The organism is Mesorhizobium sp. M7A.F.Ca.MR.148.00.0.0, assembly GCF_003997735.1.
In the GTDB taxonomy this organism is placed as follows: domain Bacteria; phylum Pseudomonadota; class Alphaproteobacteria; order Rhizobiales; family Rhizobiaceae; genus Mesorhizobium.
The window spans coordinates 30,107-51,233 of sequence record NZ_RZTB01000030.1 but is presented as its reverse complement, the minus strand read 5'-3'; the positions used below and the strand labels follow the sequence as shown (position 1 = coordinate 51,233).

General features: G+C 62.4%; 18 protein-coding genes. 7 read left to right on the top strand and 11 right to left on the bottom strand.

The window, feature by feature from the left end; all coding sequences use genetic code 11:
* The first annotated feature begins 122 nt into the window (after positions 1–122).
* From EOB49_RS14505 to EOB49_RS14485, 5 genes are all read left to right on the top strand, one after another.
* Positions 123–290 (top strand): DUF1328 domain-containing protein, encoded by a 168-nt coding sequence (locus tag EOB49_RS14505; RefSeq protein WP_013529282.1) that lies wholly within the window; start codon positions 123–125, stop codon positions 288–290.
* Positions 291–468: 178 nt separating this feature from the next.
* A complete protein-coding gene (locus EOB49_RS14500) occupies positions 469–1,500 on the top strand; it encodes a sensor histidine kinase (RefSeq protein ID WP_164748875.1) in 1,032 nt (343 codons plus the stop codon).
* A 145-nt stretch (positions 1,501–1,645) separates the two neighbouring features.
* A complete protein-coding gene (locus EOB49_RS14495; RefSeq protein WP_127381349.1) occupies positions 1,646–1,810 on the top strand; it encodes a hypothetical protein in 165 nt (54 codons plus the stop codon).
* A 121-nt stretch (positions 1,811–1,931) separates the two neighbouring features.
* The gene (locus tag EOB49_RS14490; protein ID WP_127267715.1) at positions 1,932–2,258 is read left to right on the top strand and encodes a hypothetical protein; all 327 of its coding nucleotides are present in this window, start codon (positions 1,932–1,934) and stop codon (positions 2,256–2,258) included.
* Positions 2,259–2,341: 83 nt separating this feature from the next.
* Positions 2,342–2,587: a membrane lipoprotein lipid attachment site-containing protein gene (locus EOB49_RS14485; RefSeq protein WP_127381348.1), complete on the top strand. Its 246-nt coding sequence runs from the start codon at positions 2,342–2,344 to the stop codon at positions 2,585–2,587.
* Between the two features lie 96 nt (positions 2,588–2,683).
* On the opposite strand, the gene EOB49_RS14480 is transcribed toward EOB49_RS14485, so the two are convergent.
* The 4 genes from EOB49_RS14480 to xylF form a co-directional block, all read right to left on the bottom strand.
* Positions 2,684–4,312: a CHASE domain-containing protein gene (locus EOB49_RS14480; protein ID WP_127381347.1), complete on the bottom strand. Its 1,629-nt coding sequence runs from the start codon at positions 4,310–4,312 to the stop codon at positions 2,684–2,686.
* A gap of 127 nt (positions 4,313–4,439) precedes the next feature.
* Positions 4,440–5,240, bottom strand: coding sequence for an ATP-binding cassette domain-containing protein (locus EOB49_RS14475; RefSeq protein ID WP_127267717.1), 801 nt, complete (start codon positions 5,238–5,240; stop codon positions 4,440–4,442).
* An 11-nt stretch (positions 5,241–5,251) separates the two neighbouring features.
* Positions 5,252–6,604, bottom strand: a complete 1,353-nt coding sequence (locus EOB49_RS14470) for a sugar ABC transporter permease (protein ID WP_127267718.1) — start codon at positions 6,602–6,604, stop codon at positions 5,252–5,254.
* Between the two features lie 142 nt (positions 6,605–6,746).
* Complete coding sequence (gene xylF, locus EOB49_RS14465) at positions 6,747–7,787, bottom strand: D-xylose ABC transporter substrate-binding protein (RefSeq protein ID WP_013529274.1); 1,041 nt, start codon at positions 7,785–7,787, stop codon at positions 6,747–6,749.
* Between the two features lie 270 nt (positions 7,788–8,057).
* On the opposite strand from xylF, the gene EOB49_RS14460 reads away from it, so the two are divergent.
* Positions 8,058–9,305, top strand: a complete 1,248-nt coding sequence (locus EOB49_RS14460) for an ROK family protein (protein WP_127267719.1) — start codon at positions 8,058–8,060, stop codon at positions 9,303–9,305.
* A 16-nt stretch (positions 9,306–9,321) separates the two neighbouring features.
* Here the strand turns inward: EOB49_RS14460 and phoB are convergent, their stop codons facing one another.
* From phoB to EOB49_RS14425, 7 genes are all read right to left on the bottom strand, one after another.
* Positions 9,322–10,011 carry a phosphate regulon transcriptional regulator PhoB gene (gene phoB / locus EOB49_RS14455; RefSeq protein ID WP_010911896.1) on the bottom strand — a complete coding sequence of 230 codons (690 nt, stop codon included), beginning with the start codon at positions 10,009–10,011 and terminating at the stop codon, positions 9,322–9,324.
* Between the two features lie 16 nt (positions 10,012–10,027).
* The gene (gene phoU / locus EOB49_RS14450; RefSeq protein ID WP_127267720.1) at positions 10,028–10,735 is read right to left on the bottom strand and encodes a phosphate signaling complex protein PhoU; all 708 of its coding nucleotides are present in this window, start codon (positions 10,733–10,735) and stop codon (positions 10,028–10,030) included.
* 26 nt (positions 10,736–10,761) lie between these two features.
* Positions 10,762–11,586 (bottom strand): phosphate ABC transporter ATP-binding protein PstB, encoded by an 825-nt coding sequence (gene pstB, locus EOB49_RS14445; RefSeq protein WP_127267721.1) that lies wholly within the window; start codon positions 11,584–11,586, stop codon positions 10,762–10,764.
* A 17-nt stretch (positions 11,587–11,603) separates the two neighbouring features.
* Positions 11,604–12,920 (bottom strand): phosphate ABC transporter permease PstA, encoded by a 1,317-nt coding sequence (pstA, locus tag EOB49_RS14440; RefSeq protein ID WP_127330389.1) that lies wholly within the window; start codon positions 12,918–12,920, stop codon positions 11,604–11,606.
* Entirely contained in the window at positions 12,917–14,383 is a 1,467-nt protein-coding gene (pstC, locus tag EOB49_RS14435; protein WP_127321968.1) for a phosphate ABC transporter permease subunit PstC, read from the bottom strand. Before pstC ends, pstA begins: the two co-directional genes overlap by 4 nt.
* A 96-nt stretch (positions 14,384–14,479) precedes the next feature.
* Positions 14,480–15,508 carry a substrate-binding domain-containing protein gene (locus EOB49_RS14430; protein ID WP_127271977.1) on the bottom strand — a complete coding sequence of 343 codons (1,029 nt, stop codon included), beginning with the start codon at positions 15,506–15,508 and terminating at the stop codon, positions 14,480–14,482.
* Between the two features lie 509 nt (positions 15,509–16,017).
* The gene (locus EOB49_RS14425; protein WP_164781674.1) at positions 16,018–20,583 is read right to left on the bottom strand and encodes a PAS domain-containing protein; all 4,566 of its coding nucleotides are present in this window, start codon (positions 20,581–20,583) and stop codon (positions 16,018–16,020) included.
* A gap of 168 nt (positions 20,584–20,751) precedes the next feature.
* Here EOB49_RS14425 and EOB49_RS14420 point away from each other — a divergent pair, with 168 nt between their 5' ends.
* Complete coding sequence (locus EOB49_RS14420; protein ID WP_127322873.1) at positions 20,752–21,102, top strand: hypothetical protein; 351 nt, start codon at positions 20,752–20,754, stop codon at positions 21,100–21,102.
* Positions 21,103–21,127 lie beyond the last annotated feature (25 nt).

Sequence of the window (21,127 nt, the reverse complement as noted above, 5' to 3'; positions counted from 1 at the left end):
GAGGGCGAATTTCCTGCGCGTCCGGCTGCCGAACGAATTGCAAGCTCGGTCTTTTTCGGCAAAGGGTGGGAACAAACCGCAACCACCGACGTTTTTATCGCACCATTTGAAGGAGATGCATCATGCTTTACTGGGCGCTCGTATTTCTCGTCGTTGCGATCATCGCCGGCGCGCTTGGTTTCGGCGGCATCGCCGGTACATCTGCCGGCATAGCGCAGATATTGTTTTTCATCTTCCTCGCTTTCCTGGTCATTTCGCTTCTTGCGGGCCTGTTCAAAAGGGCTTCGTAAAGACGGACGGCCGAACACTGGAAGCCGCACCCCTCAAACGGTTTCCAGCCACCGCCGGGCGGTGTCCTTCAAAGGACGCCGTCCGGCGGACCGTTTTTTGGCGGCGGGTTCGGGAAACCTCTTTGGAACCCATTCACCGGTGAGCCGTTCAGCCTGAATTGGGTGGACAGTTTGGCCGATGGGTTCCAGGACCGGAAACAGGAAGGACGACGTGCAAAGCGATGAAGTCATCGCCCTCCATCCTGCCGAAAGCGGCATGCAGCTCGGCCGCGCCCTTCTTCACGCGTTGCACAATGCCGGCATTTCCGTTCTCTACCAGGATCGCGAGATGAAAACCGTATGGGCGCGCAACATGCGTGCGCCCTGGGTTTCGGACACCGCCGACAGCATCGGTATTCTGCCGGAGGCGCAGGCCGACCGCATCGGCGCGGCCAAGCGCGACGTCATTGCATCCGGCAACCCCCAACGTCTCGAGATCAGCGTTCCCGTCGAGGATGGCAGCCGCTGGTTTGAGGTCTGGATCGATGCCGACCACGGCGACGGCGGCACGGTGCAAGGCGTCGTCACCACGATGGTCGAGACGACCGAGCAGAAGCGCCGTGAGCAGACCCTGACGACGCTGTTGCGGGAGGTGAGCCATCGCTCGAAAAACCTGCTGGCGATCATCCAGAGCATAGCCACCCAGACCGGTCGCTACTCCGACAGCATCGGCGATTTCCTGACACGTTTTCGCGGCCGGCTGCAATCGCTGGCTTCGTCCCAGGATCTCGTGACCTCTTCCAACTGGCGGGGCGCCGCACTTCGCGAACTCGTATCGGGCCAGGTGGGCCGCTACGGCGGCGATCCGGTTCGCAGCCTGAGGTTTCAGGGGGCCAACCCCTATCTCAATCCCAACGCTGCCCTGCATATCGGCCTTGCGATGCATGAACTCGCCGTCAATTCGGTGAGCTATGGCGCCCTGTCGCGGCCCGATGGATTCGTCAATGTTACAGCCAACCTGACCGCCGCCGACACGGGAACCTCCCTGTCGCTGACATGGGCCGAGGCAATCGGAGCCAGTGATGTCAGGCGTAGCGAGAAGCGCTTCGGCAGCGTCGCACTCGAACGGGTCGTGCCGGCGTCACTGAACGGAACGGCGACGCTCGAAATCGCGGCTGGCCGTCTCGAGTACCGCCTTGTCGTTCCGCACGGCAATTTCGAGACGGATTGAGCGACCCGAGCTTTCTTAACCAGCTGTTCACCATAAAAGCAGATGCTGTTTTTCCCAGATACCGCTGGAACCTGTTGCATTACCGAACATTTCCGCAGCAGGATTTGCAGCATGGTGCCGGAGGGAATGCCTTGACGGTTGCCGTATGAACAGACTGGAGCAGGCCGCCCGGATTTCCATGGGCGAGTTTGAGGACTCCGAGTCATCCGCGCCACCGCTGGCCCCTGTCCCCAACGGAGCCTTGCGCCTTGTTGCGTTGGCCTTGGTGGCGGTGATCGTGGTGGTCGCCCTGTACCAGCTGGTCTATTGAGGCCAGCTCGTTTCGGCCGGCGAGAGAATCAATTGTCGCCGTCTTATTTCCCTGCCCGGCCCAGCGCGCCAGGAACTTTGGCTGATGTAGACCGTTACTATGGCGAGAGGACTTTCCCGCCATGGAACATATCGCTGCATTGCTGCTGGTCATCGGTTGCTCGAACACGATGGCCGACTGCCGTGAACTCCAGGTGCCCGTCAGCATTTTCGCGACCGCCGAGCAATGTGTGGCCGAGCGCCCATTCGTCTTGGGCGACGTGCAAGGGCAGGCTGATCACATCGTCGCCAAATGTCTTGCCGTCGATCCGGTGCTTGAAGACGACTATGATCAGATCGTCTGGAACGTGCGCGCCGATGGTACGCTTGACGCTTCTTTGGCAATTTCCAGCCTGGTAATGGCGTCGAACGCGGCAGGCCCAGAAAAAGACTATCTTCACCAACAATAGATTGCAGCAGCAAAGGCCGTCATTTCATGCTAAATGGCAGCTGGAGCTTTACCAAGTGAGGACAAAAAGTGAGGAGTGACTCTATGCGGAAGATTATTATTGCCCTGGTTGCGGTGGTTGCCGTCAGCGGCTGCACCTCGACCGAACAGGACGTGGTTGGCGGCGGCTTGATCGGCGCCGGTGTCGGCGGCTTGGTCGGCGGCGGCAAGGGCGCGCTGATCGGCGCGGCCGTTGGCGCCGGTTCCGGCCTGCTGGTGCGCAATCTGCGCAACGGCTATTGCCAATATCGCGATCATCGCGGCCGGATCTACACGGCTCGCTGCAACTAATTCGGCGATAATCGAAACGTCGATCCGGAGGCTGGTCCGCTGGCCTTCGGATTTTTCATGTCCGGACGCTTGATCCTTTTCGGGAGAAGGTCGCGCTCAATTGGCGAGTGGAATTTTGATTTCCACGTTCAGCCCATTGGCCTGGTAGTCGCGCTTGATCGTACCGCGTAATTCGCGCGTCACGTTGAGATCGATCAGCTTGGTGCCGAAGCCGGTTTCGGCGGGAGCTTCGAGTTTCTTCTGCCCGTTTTCGCGCCAGTTCAGGGCCAGCGTCCTGTCGCGCCCACGCCCTTCCAGAGACCAATCCACTTTCAGTGCCCCCACGGAATTGCCGGCTTCGCCGTATTTCAGCGCATTCGTCGCCAGTTCGTGGAAGGTCAGGCCGAGCGCTTGCGTCGTGGTTTCGTCAAGCAGCACCTGCGGCCCTGACAGCAGCCCCTCGGGCAACTCCTTGCCGAACACCTGGCCGAGTTCGATGCGCAAGAGATCGCCAAGATCGGCCTTCTGCCAACGAGAGCGCGTCAGCATGTCCTGGGACGCTGCCATCGCCTGCAGCCTGGCCGAGAAGGATGCGGAAAACTCGTTGACGTCGGTAGCCCGCGATGCCGTCTGGCGCGCGATCGCCAGCACCCTGGTGATCGAATTCTTGATGCGATGCTTCATCTCCTGCAGCATCAGGTCTTTTTCGATCAGGCTCTTTTCCGTGGTTTCGTGCAACCGCGACGCTGCCTCATAGGCCCGCTCCTGATATCGCGCCACCAGCGCGATGGCGCCCGCCAACAGCAGGCCGAATAGCCCCAGCATCACCGGAATGGCGCGCGACGACGGCTGCGAGAAGGCGCTTGTCGGCCGGAACAGGACAGTCCATGGCCGTCCGGCGACGATGATCTTTCGGGTGACCAGCAGCCTGTCCCCGAAAGTCGAAGCTGGCGGCGTCTCCGACCGGAACAGCAGATTGTCGCCGCTCACGGCCCCATCGCCGTCATAGATTTCGGTGTTGACCGGCAGTAGCGGCGACCGGCTGAGCGCGGTCTGGAACAGATCGCGAGCCCGGAAGGCCGCATAGAGAAAACCTGATGTCGAGGATCTCGAAGCATTGATGACGTCGGGAGCGGTTTCGACATTGAGCCGCACGAAAACGAAGAAGCCGGTGAACGTCTGCGAGGCGCCCGTGTCCTGGCCCAGCTGCACCAACCCGCTGGCGTGCTGCTGGTCGTCGGACATCGCCTTTTCGATCGCCACACGCCGCATCGGTTCGCTGAACATGTCGTAGCCGATGGCGGCTTGATTGGATGGATCCAGCGGTTCGAACAGCACGATGGGGGTACGCCAGGGTTGCGTGGCATCCGGGTAGATTGGATGACTGACGCCATAATCGTGCAGCATATCGCGTTCGACCGTCGCCTCGTCGCCCGTCTTTGCCAGCCTGAGGAAACCGATGCCGCGCAAGCCGGCGAAATTCTTGTCGACATCGAGCGCGTTGAAGAACGCCTTGAACTCATTGCGAGAAATATCGCCATTGCGGGCGTCGAACAGGGCCTGCGTCGAGCGCAGCAGCGACAGATGCAGGTCGATGCGGCTCTCGATCCGGTTGAGCGCGTCGTCGGCAGTCGCCTCGAACTTGATGCGCGCGGCTTCCTGTGTGGCGAAATAGGCGAAACCTGCCATCACCATGCTGATTAGTGCGACGGCGATAAAGGCGATGATCGGGAAAAGCTTCTTCAACGGATCGTGCGGTCCCTGAGCGATATCGGACCTTTATGGGCAAGTCGCCGTGCCAACACAATGCCAAGGCCAAGCCATCCTTACGGCTGGCATATCACGTGTCCGGCAACGGCGAGCTGGCTTGATCTCAGGCCGCGATCTTCAGCGCGCCCGGTCCTGGAATGGCGCCCGGCGGGCATTTGCCAAGAATGATCATCCCCAGCACCTCGTCCTGCGTGACATCGGTGGTGCGGGCGGTGCCAACGACCTGGCCGTTCTTCATGACGCAGACCCGGTCGGCAAGCTCGAACACATCGTGGATGTCGTGGCTGATCAGGAAGATGCCGATGCCATCGGACTTGAGCTGCTTGACCAGTTCGCCGACCTGCGCCGTTTCCTGCGGACCAAGCGCCGCCGTCGGCTCGTCCATGATCAGGATGCGGGCGTTGAACAGGATCGCACGCGCGATCGCCACCGATTGCCGCTGGCCGCCCGACAGCTTGATCACCGGCTCCTTGAAGCGCTGGAAGCGGGGATTGAGCCGGCCCATCACCTTGCGCGCCTCGGCCTCCATGGCAACGTCGTCGAGCGTGCCCCAGGCGGTCATCAACTCGCGGCCGAGGAACAGATTTGCGGCGGCGTCGACATTGTCGGCCAACGCCAGCGTCTGGTAGATCGTCTCGATGCCGTATTTCTTGGCGTCGCGTGGATTGGAGATCGATGCCTCCTCGCCGTTGACGAAGATCTGGCCCGAATCGCGCTTGTAGGCGCCGGACAGGATCTTGATCAATGTCGACTTGCCGGCGCCATTGTGGCCGAGCAGCGCCACGACCTCTCCGGGGAAAAGATCGATCGAGGCGTCGTCGACGGCGCGGATGCCGCCAAACGCGATCGAGATGTTCCTCATGTCGATCAGCGCGGTGGCTGCAGGAGCAGTCTTGTCATTCATGGCATGCCCTCCTAGACGCGCTTGCGATAGACGGTGTCGAGCCACACGGCGATGACCAGTACGGCCCCGACGACGATGCTCTGCAGCGGCGAGTCGACGCCGAGCAGCACCATGCCGGACTGCAGCGACTGCATCAGCAGCGCGCCCAGCATGGCGCCGATGATCGTTCCCGACCCGCCGGCCAGCGACGTGCCACCGATCACGGCGGCTGCAATGACGAGCAGTTCGTCGAGCGTTCCAAGCACGTTGGTGGCCGAATTCTGCCGGGCCGAGGAGATCGCCGCGGCAATCGTGGCCAGCACGCCCATGATCATGAACACCTTCATGGTGATCCATCGCGTGTTGATGCCGGCGAGATTAGCCGCCTCGGGATTGCCGCCGATGGCGAACACATAGCGGCCGAAACGGGTGCGGTTGGTGATGAAGGTCATGACCAGCCCGACGGCGACAGCCATCAGCACCGGTATGGCGATACCGTGGGCGATGAACAGGCCGCCTTCGGGAACGGTGATGTTGTTGGCGGCCGCATATCTGTTCACGATGCCGATCGGCCAGGGGTAGGAGTTGGCGAGCCAGACCGCACCCATGATGGCGCCGCAGGTGACGACTCCAAGCAGCGCCTCGGCCCAGATCGGACGTAGCGGAAACCGGAAACGCTTGCGCTGCACCCGCCCGTTGAACAGCCCAAACACCACGGCGAGGCAGGCGACGATCCCAACGACCCAGCTCCAGGTCGCGCCGATCGATCCCGCCGGCCCACCGCCCATCAGCTGAAAAGTGGCGTTAAGCGGCGCCACGGTCTGGCCTGAAGTGACCCACCAGGCGGCACCGCGCCAGACCAGCAAGCCGCCCAGCGTCACGATAAAGGCGGGCACTTCGAGATAGGCGATGACGAAGCCTTGAAAAGCGCCGATCAACAGGCCGAGCGCCAGGCCGATGACCAGTGCCAGGACCCAGATCCACGGGTTGCCGAGTTCGAGCCCGACAAAGCGCACCAGGAAATGCACCTGGGCAAACCCCATCACCATGCCGATCAGGCCCTCGGCGGAACCGACCGACAGGTCGATGTTGCGCATGACGATGACCAGCACCATGCCGCAGGCCATGATGGCAACCGCGGATGTCTGCACCGACAGGTTCCACAGATTGCGCGGCGTGAGAAAGGTGCGGCTGTCGAAATCGAGCGGATTGACGCCAAGGCGCAGGCTGGAAATGACATGCAGCCCAATCCAGATGACCAGCAGCGCGCCGATCATGCCGAGCATGCGGGTGTCGATCTCGGTCGCCTTCAGGAACCGGGCGACGGCGCCGAGTTCCGACGCGCGCGCCGTATCGGTCTGCGGGTTTGACGTCGTATCGGTCATGGTTTCCTCCCACCGGCTGGCCGTCTGACGCGCATGCCGGAGCCCAGCCTAGAAGCTATCCGCATGATGCGGAAACAGAATTCTTTGAGAAAACGCCGCGGCTTTTGGGCCGCGGCGTTCAGATATTGCAAAGTGGTACGGATCAGTTGCAGGCCGCCACGGTGCCGGCGGCGACACCCGCGCAGACTTCGTCCTTCTTGATCCAGCCGGCGTCGATGACGACGTTGAGATTGTCCTTGGTGATGGCAACCGGGGTCAGGAACAGCGACTTGACGGTGTTGCCGCCCGGCGTCGTGAAGTCCTTGGCGCCGGCGATGTCGCTCGTCTTCTTGCCGTCGGCGAGCTGCGAAGCGATCTCTGCAGCGTTCTTGCCCAGTTCGCGCGCGTCCTTCCACACCGACACGGTCTGCGTGCCGAGGGCGATGCGGTTCAGCGCGGCGTGGTCGCCGTCCTGACCCGAGACCGGCACGGTGCCGGCCAAGCCTTGAGCCGTCAGCGCCGCGACGACGCCACCGGCAGTGCCGTCATTGGCCGCGACCACCGCGTCGACCTTGTTGTCGTTGGCGGTCAGGAACTGTTCCATGTTCTTCTGGGCGTTAGCGGGCAGCCAGCCATCCGTGTAGGCTTCGCCGACATTCTTGATCTTGCCGCTGTCGATGGCTTCCTTGAGCACTTCCATCGAGCCCGAGAACAGGAAGTCGGCATTGGGATCGGCGCCGGAGCCCTTGATGAAGACGTAGTTGCCTTCCGGCTTGACCTTGAACACTTCGCGGGCCTGCATGCGGCCGACTTCCTTGTTGTCGAAGGTCAGATAGAAGACGTCCTTGTTCTCGATCAGCCGGTCATAGCCGACGACCGGAATGCCTTCGTCCAGCGCCTTCTGCACGGCCGGGCCGATGGCCGAAGCGTCCTGTGCCAGGATGATCAGGGAATTGGCGCCCTGCGAGATCAGGCTTTCGACATCGGTAAGCTGCTTGCCGGGATTGGACTGCGCATCGGCGGAGATGTACTTGTCGCCAGCGGCCTCGATCGCCGTCTTCATGGCGGCTTCGTCGGTCTTCCAGCGTTCTTCCTGGAAGTTGGACCACGAAACGCCGACAACCTTGTCCTTCGCCTGCGCGACAGACGCGAGCGTCAGCGACATGGCGGCACCCGCCAGGATGGCGGCCGTGAATCTTTTCATATTATCCTCCCTGCGCCGCGTATGGCGCGACCAAACTGACCCGAGGGCCGGCACAGAGGCTCTATTTTTTCGAGCCTCGAAAAAATACTGGGCCAACGCCCGAACGCTGTCAACATCGATTCTGATGGATTTTGATGTCACTTCGAGTTTTTTTCGAGTCTCGGAATAAATAAATGACACGGCCTGCAGCTTCTGCCAGTATTTACCGGCGTCACCGACAGCGTTCCATGGGCAGGAGGAACCGCGGCGGCCGGGAGGATATGAAAGAACATGTCGGTCGGAATCCGCCACGACGATCTGCGCCGCCGCAACCGCGCCATGGTGATCGCGGCAGTGCGCCGCGCCGGACAGCCGTCGCGAACCGAGATCGCCGCGACCACAAGCCTCAGCCATTCGACCATCTCGGCGATTTCATCCGACCTGATCGTCGAAGGCATCCTGACCGAAAGCAAGCCGAGCGAGGCCGGCTCGCTCAAACGCGGCCGGCCGCAGGTCGGCCTCAGTCTCAATCCGGAAGCGGCCGCGGTAATGACCGTGGTGCTGTCGCTGAACTTCCTCTCCGTCGCCGTCATCGACTATGCCGGCCAGGTAATATCCGAGGAACAGCGCCGGCTGGACACGCTGACGATGTCGCGCGAGTCGCTGATCGGGGAATGCACGGCCATCGTGCGGCGCCGCCTGGCAGATCCCGACCTGGACGTGCGCAGCATCGCCCGCATCGCGCTGGCCATCCAGGGCATCACCGACACCCGTGCCCGCGCCATGCTGTGGTCGCCGATCACGCCGCACACCGACATCGCCTTCGCTGACATATTCGAAGACGAGTTCGGCATCCCTGCCATAATGGAGAACGACTGCAACATGATGGCGGTGGCGCTGCGCTGGCGCGACCCCGATCGTTACCGCGACGATTTCATCGCTATCCTTTTGTCGCACGGCATCGGCATGGGACTGGTGCTGAAGGGCGAATTGTTCACCGGCACCCATTCTTCGGGCGGCGAATTCGGCCACATGATCCATCGGCCGAACGGCGCGCTATGTCGCTGCGGACGGCGCGGCTGCGTCGAAGCCTATGCGGGCAATTACGCCATATGGCGCAACGCCAGGCAGATGGGCGAGGATGCAGAACCCGTTGCCGATGTCAGCGACGCCGACATGCGCGCCCTGGCTGCCGCGGCCCGCGAAGGTGACGGACCCGAACGGGAAGCCTATCGCAAGGCCGGCGAAGCGCTCGGCTACGGCCTCGGCAGCCTGTTCGCGCTGATCGATCCGGCGCCGGTCGCCATGGTCGGTGTCAGCGCCGCCGCCTTCGACCTGATCGAGCCGGCATTGCGGCAAGCGATTGCCCAGACCGCCGGCGGCCAGCATTCCAAATCGATTTCCTTCGACACCGAGCCGAACGAACTGCCGCTGATCCGCGAAGGCTGCGCCATGCGGGCGCTGATCTTCGTCGATCAGGAGATTTTTGCGCCGGGCGTGCAGGCGAGATCCGGTTTCGGCGGCAAGAACGTGGCGTGAGTTCAAACGAGGGAGTTCAGTCCTCTCGGATGGCGTATCCGGCCCCACGGATCGTGCGGATGACATCAGGCATACGGCCATTGTTGACCGCCTTGCGCAGCCGGCCGACATGCACGTCGACTGTGCGCTCGTCGATGTAGATCGTCTCGCCCCAGACATTGTCGAGCAGCTGGCTGCGCGAGAACACGCGGCCTGGATGGCGCATCATGAATTCGAGCAGGCGGAATTCCGTCGGCCCAAGCCGGATCTCGCTCTTCTTGCGATAGACACGGTGCGACTCGCGATCGAGCACGATATCGCCGACCTTTAGCACGCTGGACAGCACTTCCGGCTTGGCCCGGCGCAGCAGCGCCTTGACCCTGGCCATGAACTCCGGCGTCGAGAAGGGCTTGACCAGATAGTCGTCGGCGCCGGTCGACAGGCCGCGCACGCGGTCGCTTTCCTCGCCTCGCGCGGTCAGCATGATGATCGGCAGCCGCTCGGTCTCGGGACGCATTCGCAGGCGCCGGCAGAGTTCGATGCCCGAAACCGCAGGCACCATCCAGTCGAGCACCAGAAGATCGGGAACGTTCTCCTGCAGCCGGATTTCGGCCTCATCGCCGCGCGTCACCACCTCGACCTGGTAACCTTCGGATTCAAGATTGTAGCGGAGCAGCACGCCTAGCGGCTCCTCATCCTCCACCACCATGATGCGTGGTGCGATCATCGGCTGGTCACCCCTGTTATGCCGCTGGCGCGGACATTGCCGTCTCGTCCTGCTTCGGACGATTGGCTGGCAGCTGCGTGCCGGTCAAAACATAGTAGGCATTTTCGGCGATGTTGGTCACGTGGTCGCCGATCCGCTCGAGGTTCTTGGCGCAAAACAACAGGTGCGTGCACGCCGTGATGTTGCGGGGATCTTCCATCATGTAGGTCAGCAGCTCGCGGAACACCGAGGTGTATTTGACGTCGATGCGTTCATCATTGTTTCTGAGCGTGGCAAGCGCAGCCGCGTCAGCGGCGGCATACTCGTCGACGACCCCCTGCACCTGGATCAGCACCAGCTGCGCCATCGCGTCGATCGAATGCGAAAGGTCGTGCGGCGTAACGCTCAGCCCGACAGTGCCGACGCGCTTGGCGATGTTCTTGGCAAGGTCACCGATGCGCTCGAGGTCGCCGGCCATGCGGATCGAACCGACCACCGCACGCAGGTCGTTGGCCATTGGCTGGCGCTTGGCGATCAGCGTGATGGCGCGATCGTCCAGCTCGCGCTGGCGCGCATCCATGATGGCATCATCGGAAACCACGCGCTGCGCCAGCGCATTGTCCGAATTGAGCAAAGCCTTGGTCGAGCCACTGACCATCGAGCGGGCGAGATCGCCCATGTCGCGGATCAGCTGGCTGATCTGCTCCAGATCCTCATCGAAAGATGCAACGGTATGTTCACCCATGATCTTCGTCCCTCATATGCCTGAGCTCAGCCGAACCGGCCGGTGATGTAGTCCTGGGTGCGTTTGTCGTCGGGGGTGGTGAACATCTTGTCGGTGGCGCCCTCCTCGACCAGATAGCCTAGATGGAACATCGCGGTGCGCTGCGACACGCGCGCTGCCTGCTGCATCGAATGGGTGACGATGACGATCGTATAGTTTTGGCGCAGTTCGTCGATCAGTTCCTCGACGCGAGCAGTGGCGATCGGGTCGAGCGCCGAACACGGTTCGTCCATCAGGATCACCTCGGGTGACACGGCGATGGCGCGTGCAATGCACAGACGCTGCTGCTGGCCACCGGAAAGACCCGTGCCAGGTTCCTGCAAACGGTCCTTCACCTCGTTCCAGATCGCCGCCTTCTTCAAGCTCGACTCGACGATCTGATCCATGTCGGCCTTGCGCTTGGCCAATCCGTGGATGCGCGGGCCATAGGCGACGTTCTCGTAGATCGACTTGGGGAACGGATTGGGTTTCTGAAACACCATGCCGACGCGCGCCCTGAGTTCGACGACATCGATGTTCTTGTCGTAGATGTCTTCTTCGTCGAGCGTTATCTTGCCGGTTACCCGCGCGGAATCGATGGTGTCGTTCATGCGGTTGAGGCAACGCAGGAAGGTCGACTTGCCGCAGCCGGAGGGGCCGATCAGCGCCGTCACCTGATTCAGGCGGACGTCGAGATTGACATCGAACAGCGCCTGCTTCTCGCCATAGAACACGCCGACCTTGTCGCCGCGCATTTTGATCACTTCGTTCGACTTGGCGTTCATCTTATCGCCCACTGCATTTTCAAGGGACTGTTCGGTCATGATGTTCATACCAAAATGCCTTTTTTCTACCAGCGCCGCTCGAACCGACGCCGAAGCACGATCGCGGTGATGTTCATGGCCATGAGGAAGACGAGCAGGATGATGATCGCGCCCGACATGCGCTCGACGAAGGCGCGTTCGGCCTCGTTCGCCCACATATAGATCTGCACCGGCAGCGCGGTGGCCGGATCGAAAGGCGTCGTCGGTGGATCGGCGACGAAGGCGACCATGCCGATTAGCAGCAGGGGCGCGGTTTCACCGAGCGCACGCGCTAGACCGATGATGGTGCCGGTGAGGATGCCGGGTGCGGCAAGCGGCAGGATGTGCTGGAACACCATCTGCATCTTGGAGGCGCCAAGACCGAGAGCCGCCGAGCGGATCGACGGCGGCACCGCGGCAAGTGCAGCGCGCGTCGCGATGATGATCGTCGGCAGCGTCATCAGTGTCAGCACCAGGCCGCCGACGAAAGCGGCGGAGCGCGGCATGCCCAGGAAATTGATGAACACCGCGAGGCCGAGCAAGCCGAAGACGATTGACGGCACCGCTGCCAGATTGTTGATGTTGACCTCGATAAGGTCGGTGAAACGGTTCTTCTTGGCGAACTCTTCCAGATAGATGGAGGCGGCGACGCCGATCGGCAGCGCCAGGAGCAACACGATCACCATCATATAAAACGAGCCGATGATCGCCACGCCCATACCCGAGGTTTCCGGGCGGCTGGAGGCGCCGTAGGTGAACAGGCCGCTGTTGAAGTGCTCGGCCATCGCGCCCTCGGCCTTGAGCTTGTTCATCCAGGTGATCTGCTGGTCCGAGACCTTGCGTCGCGCTTCCTCGACACTGAGGTCGATCTGGCCCTTGAAAGCCGAGTCGAGATTGGCGGCGGCGAGGATGTTGACGTTGCGTGTCGTGCCGATCACGGACGGATCGGCGGCAACGATGTCGCGCAACTGGACGCGGGCGCCTTCCGACAGGAAGCCCTTGAGCTTCTGGATCATCGGCTTGTCATCAGGAGAGATGCCGAGCTTGGCCACAAGCGCGTTTTCGGCGAGCCTGGGATAATTTGCCTTGATCAGAACGCTCGGATCGGTTGCACGCTTGCCGGAAGGATCGATCACCTTCTCGTCGAACGAGATCGGCAGTGATACCGTCGTCTGCCAGAAGGCGGTGTAGCCTTTCGAGACGATGGTGATCAGCATGATTGCCAGGAACGCCAGGCCTACGGAAATCGCCACGACGCCATAGATGCGGAAACGGCGTTCGGCGGCGTAACGGGCCTTCAGGCCGATGTCGCGGCGCGGATGGGCCGCCGCCCTGACCATCGTATCCATGGAAATGTCGGTCATTCGTACTGCTCCCGATATTTGCGCACGATGTAGAGCGCGACGATGTTCATCACCAACGTCAGCGCGAACAGCGTCAGGCCGAGTGCGAAGGCGACCAGCGTCTGCGGCGAATTGAACTCGAGGTCGCCGGTGAGCTGGTTGACGATCTTGACGGTGATGGTCGTCATCGCCTCGAACGGGTTGATGGTGAGGTTGGCGGCGACGCCCGCCGCCAGCACGACAATCATCGTTTCGCCGATGGCGCGCGAGGCGGTCAGCAGGATGGCGCCGACGATGCCGGGCAGTGCAGCCGGCAGGATCACCCGCTTGATCGTCTCGGAGCGGGTCGCGCCGAGGCCAAGCGACCCGTCGCGCATGGCGCGCGGCACCGCGGTTATGATGTCGTCCGAAAGAGAGGACACGACCGGGATCAGCATGACGCCCATGACCAGGCCGGCGGTGAAGATGCTCTGGCCCTGGATGAAGGGCGAACCGCCGGTCAGCGCCGCGGACAGGTCGCGCAGGAACGGCCCAAGCGTGACGACGGCGAAGATGCCGTAGACGATGGTCGGTATGCCGGCCAGCAGTTCAAGCGCCGGCTTGACCACCGAGCGCACCTTGGGCGTTGCATATTCGGCCATGTAGACAGCCGACATCAGCCCGACCGGCACCGCAACCAGCAGCGCGACGGCGGCGATGTAGAGCGTGCCCGCAAGAAGCGGGATCAGGCCGAATTGGCCCTGGCTGCCGCCCGAACCGGCAGCGGCAAAACGCGGATCCCAGACGGTGCCGAAGAAGAAACTCATCGGCGAGACGCTTTCGAAGAAGGTGATCGTCTGGAACAGCATCGAAAGCACGATGCCGATGGTTGTCAGGATGGCGATGGTGGAGGCGGCAAGCAGCCCCCACAGCATCAGCCTCTCGACATTGTTGCGTGCCCTGGCGCGCGGCTCGATCTGCCTGAGCGCATAGACGGCGCCGGCGATCGAGGAAACGAGAATGACAATGGCGCCGAACAGGCCGAGCCGGTCCTGGACCTTGTTCGCCTCGACGGCGATCGGGATCATGTAATCCTGCGTGTCGCTCGCCAGTGCCACACCCTTGGCGGCGAGCAGCGGCTGCAGCTCGGCAAAGCTGGCAGGCATTGCGGCCAGTGTGCCTGCATCGAGTTTGCGCAGGCCCCTGGCGAGGCTCTTTACGAGGCTGACATCCAGTGCCTCACTGGCAACCTTGCTGTCGACGGTGCGCTCGGGCAAGGCAGTGTGAATGTGTCGGTCAAGATAGACGGAAGACCCGACGGTCCAGACGGCAAGCAGCAAAAGAGCAGGCAGAACGGCGAGCAGGAAGGCCCACCAGCCATGATAGTGGGCGCGCGAATGCGGCTTGACCTTGCCATTGTCCTGGGCCGCGGCACGTTGCCGACCGATGAAAAAGGCAACCAGGCCGACGGCAACGACGATGGCCAGTACGAGCAAGGACGACATGGACCCACCCCAAGAGAAATTCTTACGCAGCCGCCATTGCGGCCTGCGATGAAACCGGGGCGCGGGATTTGGCCCGCACCCCGGTTCGGCAGCTGATTACATCGACTTTCCGGCGGCGAAAGCGTCACGCTGGGCCTGACGCTCGGCATCCGGAGCAGCAACGAGGCCGTATTCGGCGAGCGGGCTTTCCGGGCCAACCATCTGGTCGTCAAGGAAGAACTCGACATATTCCTTGAGGCCGGGAACGACGCCCAGATGCGCCTTCTTGACGTAGAAGAACAGCGGGCGCGAGACGGGATACTTGCCGCTGGCGATCGTCTCGGTCGAAGGCACGACGTCTTCCACGGTGGCGACCTTCAGCTTGTCGGCATTGTTCTCATAGAAGGCGAGGCCAAACACGCCGACGCCGGTCTTGTTGGAGTCGATGCGGGCGAGCGTCTCGGTATAGTCGCCATCGATGTCGACGGCCTTGCCGTCCTTGCGGATGGCGATGCAGGTTTTGCCGATTTCCTTGTCGTCGGCAATGCCGGCGGCCTTGAGAGCAGCCTTGTCACAGCCGGCATCGAGAAGCTTGGTCTCGAACACTTCGCGCGTGCCGTGCTTTTCGCCCGGAATATAGGCGGCGATGTCCCAGTCGGGCAGCTTCGGATTGACCTGGCTCCACTTGGTGTTCGGATTGTCGACGAGCTTGCCGTCGACGACCAGCTTGGCCGCCAGCGCCTTGTAGATGTCGGCGGGAACCAGCGCCCAATCCGGGCCCTTGATGTCGGTGGCGAAGACGATGCCGTCATAGCCGATCCGGACTTCCTGGACTTCCTTCACGCCGGCGTCGGCGCAGGACTTGAGTTCGTCCGCCTTGATCGGACGCGACGAGTTGGCGATGTCGATGGTGTCTTCGCCGACGCCCTTGCAGAATTCCTTGATGCCGGCGCCGCTGCCGCCGGATTCGACGACCGGGGTCTTGAAGTTGGTGAATGTTTCGCCGAACTGCTCGGCGACGATCTTGGCATAGGGTAACACGGTCGATGATCCGGCGACCTGGATCTGGTCGCGCGCGGCGGCGAAGCCGGACGTCGCGGCGAGCGCAAGCGCAGCGGCCGACGCCGTATAGAGGAATTTCTTCATGTGGCCTGCTCCTGTTCGGAAGATGGTCTCTCGGCGCTCGTCAGTCGGCGCCCGCTGAGGCCAATAGCCTTCGATTATAACAGTCGCATGACAGTTTGATGTCACCCCGGTAACGCGTCATCGGGATGAGCAGAATGCCGCCTGGCCGGCACTCCCGACGCAGCCCCGCTTTGTCACCGGAATCAGGGACTTGCTCGATTCGGTCGAGGCTGGCCGGCGATTTGGGGATCAGCCGGCCTTTATGAAGAAAAGCCGGACGGGAGCGCGTTGCTCTCAGCCAGACGGTGTCGTGGCCGGGCCATCGCCGAAAACAGGTCCGTTGGGGTAGGTTGACGCTGTCTCATGCCGGCGGTCGCTGCTCCCGCCCGTAACTGGGAAGAGCGGAATTCGAATGTCGCCATTGTCTCGGCTGGATGCCGCCTTTCATATGGTGCGATCGCACCATAGTCTTGGCCGCTGACAGGGGCGCGAATCTTCGCCGTATTCCCGGTACTCGGGCAGAGCCGGCCTTACCCGGCGTTGCGCTGCGCCTGCCGGCTGGCGCCGACCCAGCGCTCGACCTTCTCGAGCAACGCCCGGGGACTGATCGGCTTGGGCAGATAGTCGTCCATGCCTGCCTCCAGGCAGCGCTCGCGGTCGCCCTTCAGCGCATGCGCGGTGACGCCGACGATCGGCACATGCGTGCCGGTTTCTTCCTCCAGCCGGCGAATGGCGGCGGTTGCTTCGAGACCGTTCATCTCCGGCATGGAGACATCCATCAGGATCATGCACGGGTTGAGCCGGCCGAAGGCGTCGAGCGCCTTGCGGCCATTGCCGACGATCTCGAAACCATAACCGGTCTCGCCGAGGATCTGGGTGAACACCATCTGGTTCACCTCATTGTCCTCGGCCACCAGGATATCCAGCCTGTCGCCGCCAGCCGCCACCGGTGGCCGGGGGCGAATTGAGGGCGGCTGCAGCAGCGCCCGCTGTTCGGACGGCGCCGAGGGCTGCGTCGGCATCACATAACTCGCAGCGACGTCGGCTGCGAGCGGCTGCGCGTCGCTGCCGCTCGCGTTGTGGCGATGCCGCTGGATGGTGGCGACCAGCGTTTCCAGCAGCACCGAGGAGCGCGCCGGCTTGATCAGCTGGGCATCGATGCCAAGATCGCGATAGCTGGTGTTGGCGAGCGACTGGTCGACCGAGGTCAGCATGATGATCGGCGTGCCGGCAAGGCCGGCGGTGCTGCGCACGATCCGCGCCATTTCGGCGCCGCTCATTCCAGGCATCTGGTAGTCGAGCACGACGCAGTCGACCGGGACACCATATGCAGCGGCGGCGATCAGCACCTTGAGGCCTTCGGCGCCGCTTTCGGCCGCGCAGGAATCGAACGTCCACGATGTCATCTGTTCGGTCAGGATGGCCCGATTGACGGCATTGTCGTCGACGATCAGTACACGCGCACCGGTCACGTCGATCGGCATGATGCGCTGTCCGTTCTGCTGTCCGGCCCTCGGCAGCGTCACCGTGAACCAGAAGGTCGAGCCCTTGCCTTCCGCACTTTCGACACCGATATCGCCGCCCATCAGCTCGACGAGCCGTGAGGTGATGGCAAGACCGAGGCCGGTTCCCTCGTGCCGCCTCGTCGAAGAGGTGTCGACCTGGCTGAATTTCTCGAACACCAGTTTCAGTTTTTCCTCGGGGATACCGATACCGGTATCGGTGACCGAGATCGTCAGCTTCGTTCCGGTCGGAACCCTCTCGCCGGTGACGTCGACCAGCACATGGCCTTCATCGGTGAATTTCACCGCGTTGCCGAGCAGGTTGGTGACGATCTGTCTGATACGGCCGACATCGCCGACGAACAGGCTCTCGAGCCGAGGTTCAACACGCACGATCAGCTCGAGGTCTTTTTCCTTGGCTCGTGTCGACACCAGTGTCGCCACATCCTCGATCGCCTCGGCCAGATTGAAGGGCGCCGGATCGAGCACCAGCTGACCGGCATCGATCTTGGAGAAGTCCAGTATGTCGTTGATGATGGTGAGCAGCGCATTGCCCGATTTCACGATGATGTCGGTGAACGTCTTCTGCTTCGGGTCGAGGTCCGATTTGGCCAGCAGTTCGGCCATGCCGAGCACGCCGTTCATCGGCGTGCGGATCTCATGGCTCATATTGGCGAGGAATTCCGACTTGGCGCGGTCGGCGAGCACGGCGCGCTGACGCGCTTCGCGCAGTTCGGCCTCTCGCATCTTCAGCTCGGTGATGTCGGTGGTCGAGCCGATCAGATAGAGCGAGCCGTCGGAGGCGATCATCGCGCCCTTGCGGGCGAATTGATGCCTGACGCTGCCGTCGGCCAACGTTACCGTCTCTTCGACCTCCTGGGTTTCGCCGGTGCGCAGCACGGCGAGGTCGCCATTGACGAAAGCCTCGCCATCCGGCCCGAAAATCTCGATGTCGGTCTTGCCGATAGCCTCTTCCTTGCTGAAGCCCGTGAGATCGGACCAGCCCTTGTTGACATAGAACTGCCGGAGATCGGAGCGCTTGGCGTAGATCGATACCGGCACGTTGTCGATCAGGCTGCGGAACACCTCGTTCTCGCGCATGCTTTCTTCCAGCGCACGCTCGCGCGCCTTGACGTCGGTGATGTCGGTGCTCGAACCGACCAGATGCACCGACCCGTCCAGCGTCACCAGGCGGCTCTTGCGCGTCATCAACTGCCGAACCGTGCCGTCGCGATGGGTGACGGGTTCCTCGACCTCCCTGACGTCGCCCGTCACGGCGACTTGCGTGTCGTCATGGCTGTAGCCATCGGCGTCCTGCGCACCGAACAACTGCCGGTCGGTGCGGCCGATGACATCCTCCTTGGCCAAGCCGGTGATCGCGCACCAGGCCTTGTTGACGAATTCTATGCTCAGGTCCTGCGCCTTGATGAAGGCGGCCACCGGCAACTCGTCCATCACGTGCCGGAACAGGTCGATCTGGCGCATCGAATCGCGCAATGCCGCCTCGCGGCTCTTGATCTCGGAGATGTCGACGCGAACACCGATGAAGGTGCCATCATCGGTCCGCATGTCGTAGACCTGGTACCAGCGGCCGTCGGGGTTATGACGCTCGTAGCAGGAATTGGGCAAGCGGTAGCGGGCGAGGATCGCATCCAGCCAGCGGTCATGGTCGCTGTCGTAGAGCTGGTCGACTTGTGGATCGCCGCTGTCGCGGAAATAGCCGTTCGCATGGCCCAGAACGAGTGCCTCGCGGAATGTGCAGCCGGGCTGCCATGCCGGCTTCAAGGCCGGCAGCGTATCCTGGATCTTGCGGTTGGCGAAAACGAACCTGTCGTCGCGATCGTAGATGATCACGGCGGCCGGCAAGGATTCCAGCACGCTGGCGAGATGCTTGCGCGCATCCTGCGCTTCCGTCTCGCGGCGCTTCATTTCGGAAATATCGAACAGGAAGCCGGCAACATAGTTGCGGCCGCTGGCCATGCCGACGCGGCTCTTCCTGACGATACGCGATCGGCTGGCGCCATCGACCTCGAAATTCTCTTCCACTTCGTACGGCCGCCCGGTCGCAAGGACCTCACCTTCGCTCTGCTCGAAAAGCGCGACAGCGTTCGCTGGGAGGAAATCGCCGCCGGGTTTGCCGAGCATGGCTTGCGGCGTCTGGCCAAACAGGGCCGCGAACGCCTCGTTGACGAAGACGAAGCGCAGATGGTCGTCCTTGACGAAGATCGGATCCTTGACGGCGTTGATCACCGCCTCCGCCAGCCGCGCCTTCTCCAGCGCGTCGGCAAGTTCGGCCTCCCGGTCCTTCATGTCGGTGACGTCGACATAGGAGATCAGCCGCTTGCCGCCGGCCAGCGGCGCCATCGACGATATCAGGGTGCGGCCGTCATTGCGCGGGAACTGCCGCGAGGCGGCGATCCCGGCCCTGATTTCCGCCTCGCGCTCTGCGACATGCCCCTGCCATGATGCATCGTCGGCACCAAACGGATCGATGTCGCGGCTGGCGTCCATCAGATCGCGGAAGCTGCAGCCGATCTCGGCGCGCCGGGCGTCGATCTGCCAGAAATCATAGAAAGCACGGTTGATGATCTCGGTGCGCATATCGGCGTCGAGGACGAGGACACCGATCGGCATCTGGTCGACCATGGTGCGGAGACTGGCGAAGGTCTCGGCGATCTTGGCGTTCGCGCTTTTGATCTCCGCATCGCGTTGCTTGATCTCGGTGACCTCATAATAGGTCAACAGCCGCTTGCCGCCTGACAGCGCCGTCACCGAGAACATCATCGTCCTGCCATTGGCATGGACAAATTCGCGCGGCGCGACGGATCCGGCGCGAATCTCCTCGAGACGAGTGGCAAGGTAGCGCTGCCATTGCCGTTCGTCGATGTCGCCATAGATGCCGCTGCGGCGGTTGAGTTCCATCAACAGGCTGAACGGAGCGCCGACGCCGACAGCGCCGTCCGGAATCCTCGAGAGGTCGCGATAGGCCTTGTTGACGATCAGCGTGTCGAGCCTGGCGTCGAGGAGCACGACGCCCATGTGCATGGCGTCCATCGTCCGCTCGAGGTCGGCCAGATGCTGGTCGGGCTCGCCGTCGGCCGATGGTTCCTGCCCCGGACCTTTGAAGGCGCCGGCCAATGCCGGGACGTTGCGGCCGATTCCGCGATAGCCGGCAAATCTTCCTTCGTCGTCGAACTTCGGAAAGCCTGATGTCAAGACCCAGCGACAGTCGGCGCTGCCACCCTTGAGTTCGTAGACGAAGTCGCGAAAAGGCCGGTGCGCCTGCAGATCCTCCAAATGCGCGGCGCCACTACGATCGCCGTTCAGGACCTGATTGAGGAAGTCGAAGCGGAACCGGCCAAGCACGTTTGCCGGATCGATGCCGGTGGCTGCCTGGTAATTTTGCGAGAGCCAGGAGAAGCGCAGTTCGGCGTCGGTCTCCCAGACCCAGTCGGAACCGGCTTTGACGAGTTGGCGAAGCGCATCGTTCGAATCCATGCAAGAGGCGGACGATGATGCATCATCGCCATGCGCTGTGGATCTGCGAGGCGCGCGCTTGCCGCGCGCGCTGATTGTTTCGTTCGCTTCCGCCATGCCGTCCCCACCCCGAAAACCAAAGCCGAACCCTCCTCCGCGGTTCGTCGGCAAAATGTGCCCGAGAAGCATTAAGGATCCGCTAACCTTAACGGTCAGTTAGCTTCATTCCGCCCGGTTGTCGGCGGGGTCGAACCCGCTATATAAGCAACGGCAGGGGTATTGCTGATGCTTGGACGGATTGTGCCTTTTTTCATGGGGCTGGCGCTGCTTTTCGGCGGCGGTTGCTCGCGCAGTTATGACGGCACGGTCGTCATCCCGAGACCGCTCGATGTCCGGCGCATCTGGGATCGGCCGCCACCGAATGTCGACTACGGCCAATCCGAGGTCGAAAGCGGCGCTTTTCCGGTGGCGCCGCAGCCACCCCGGCGTTTTTCCGAGCGCAAGGTCAGCCATGCCGCACCGAAACGGCACCATACGAGGTTGCCTGCGTCGGCGTCCCTATCGGCGCCGGCGAAGTCGCTGACCTGCAGGAACGTCAGCGAGCCTGGCAAGAGAGCTCGCATGGTCTGCGATTAGATTGGAGCTTGGTCTTAAAAGCGGG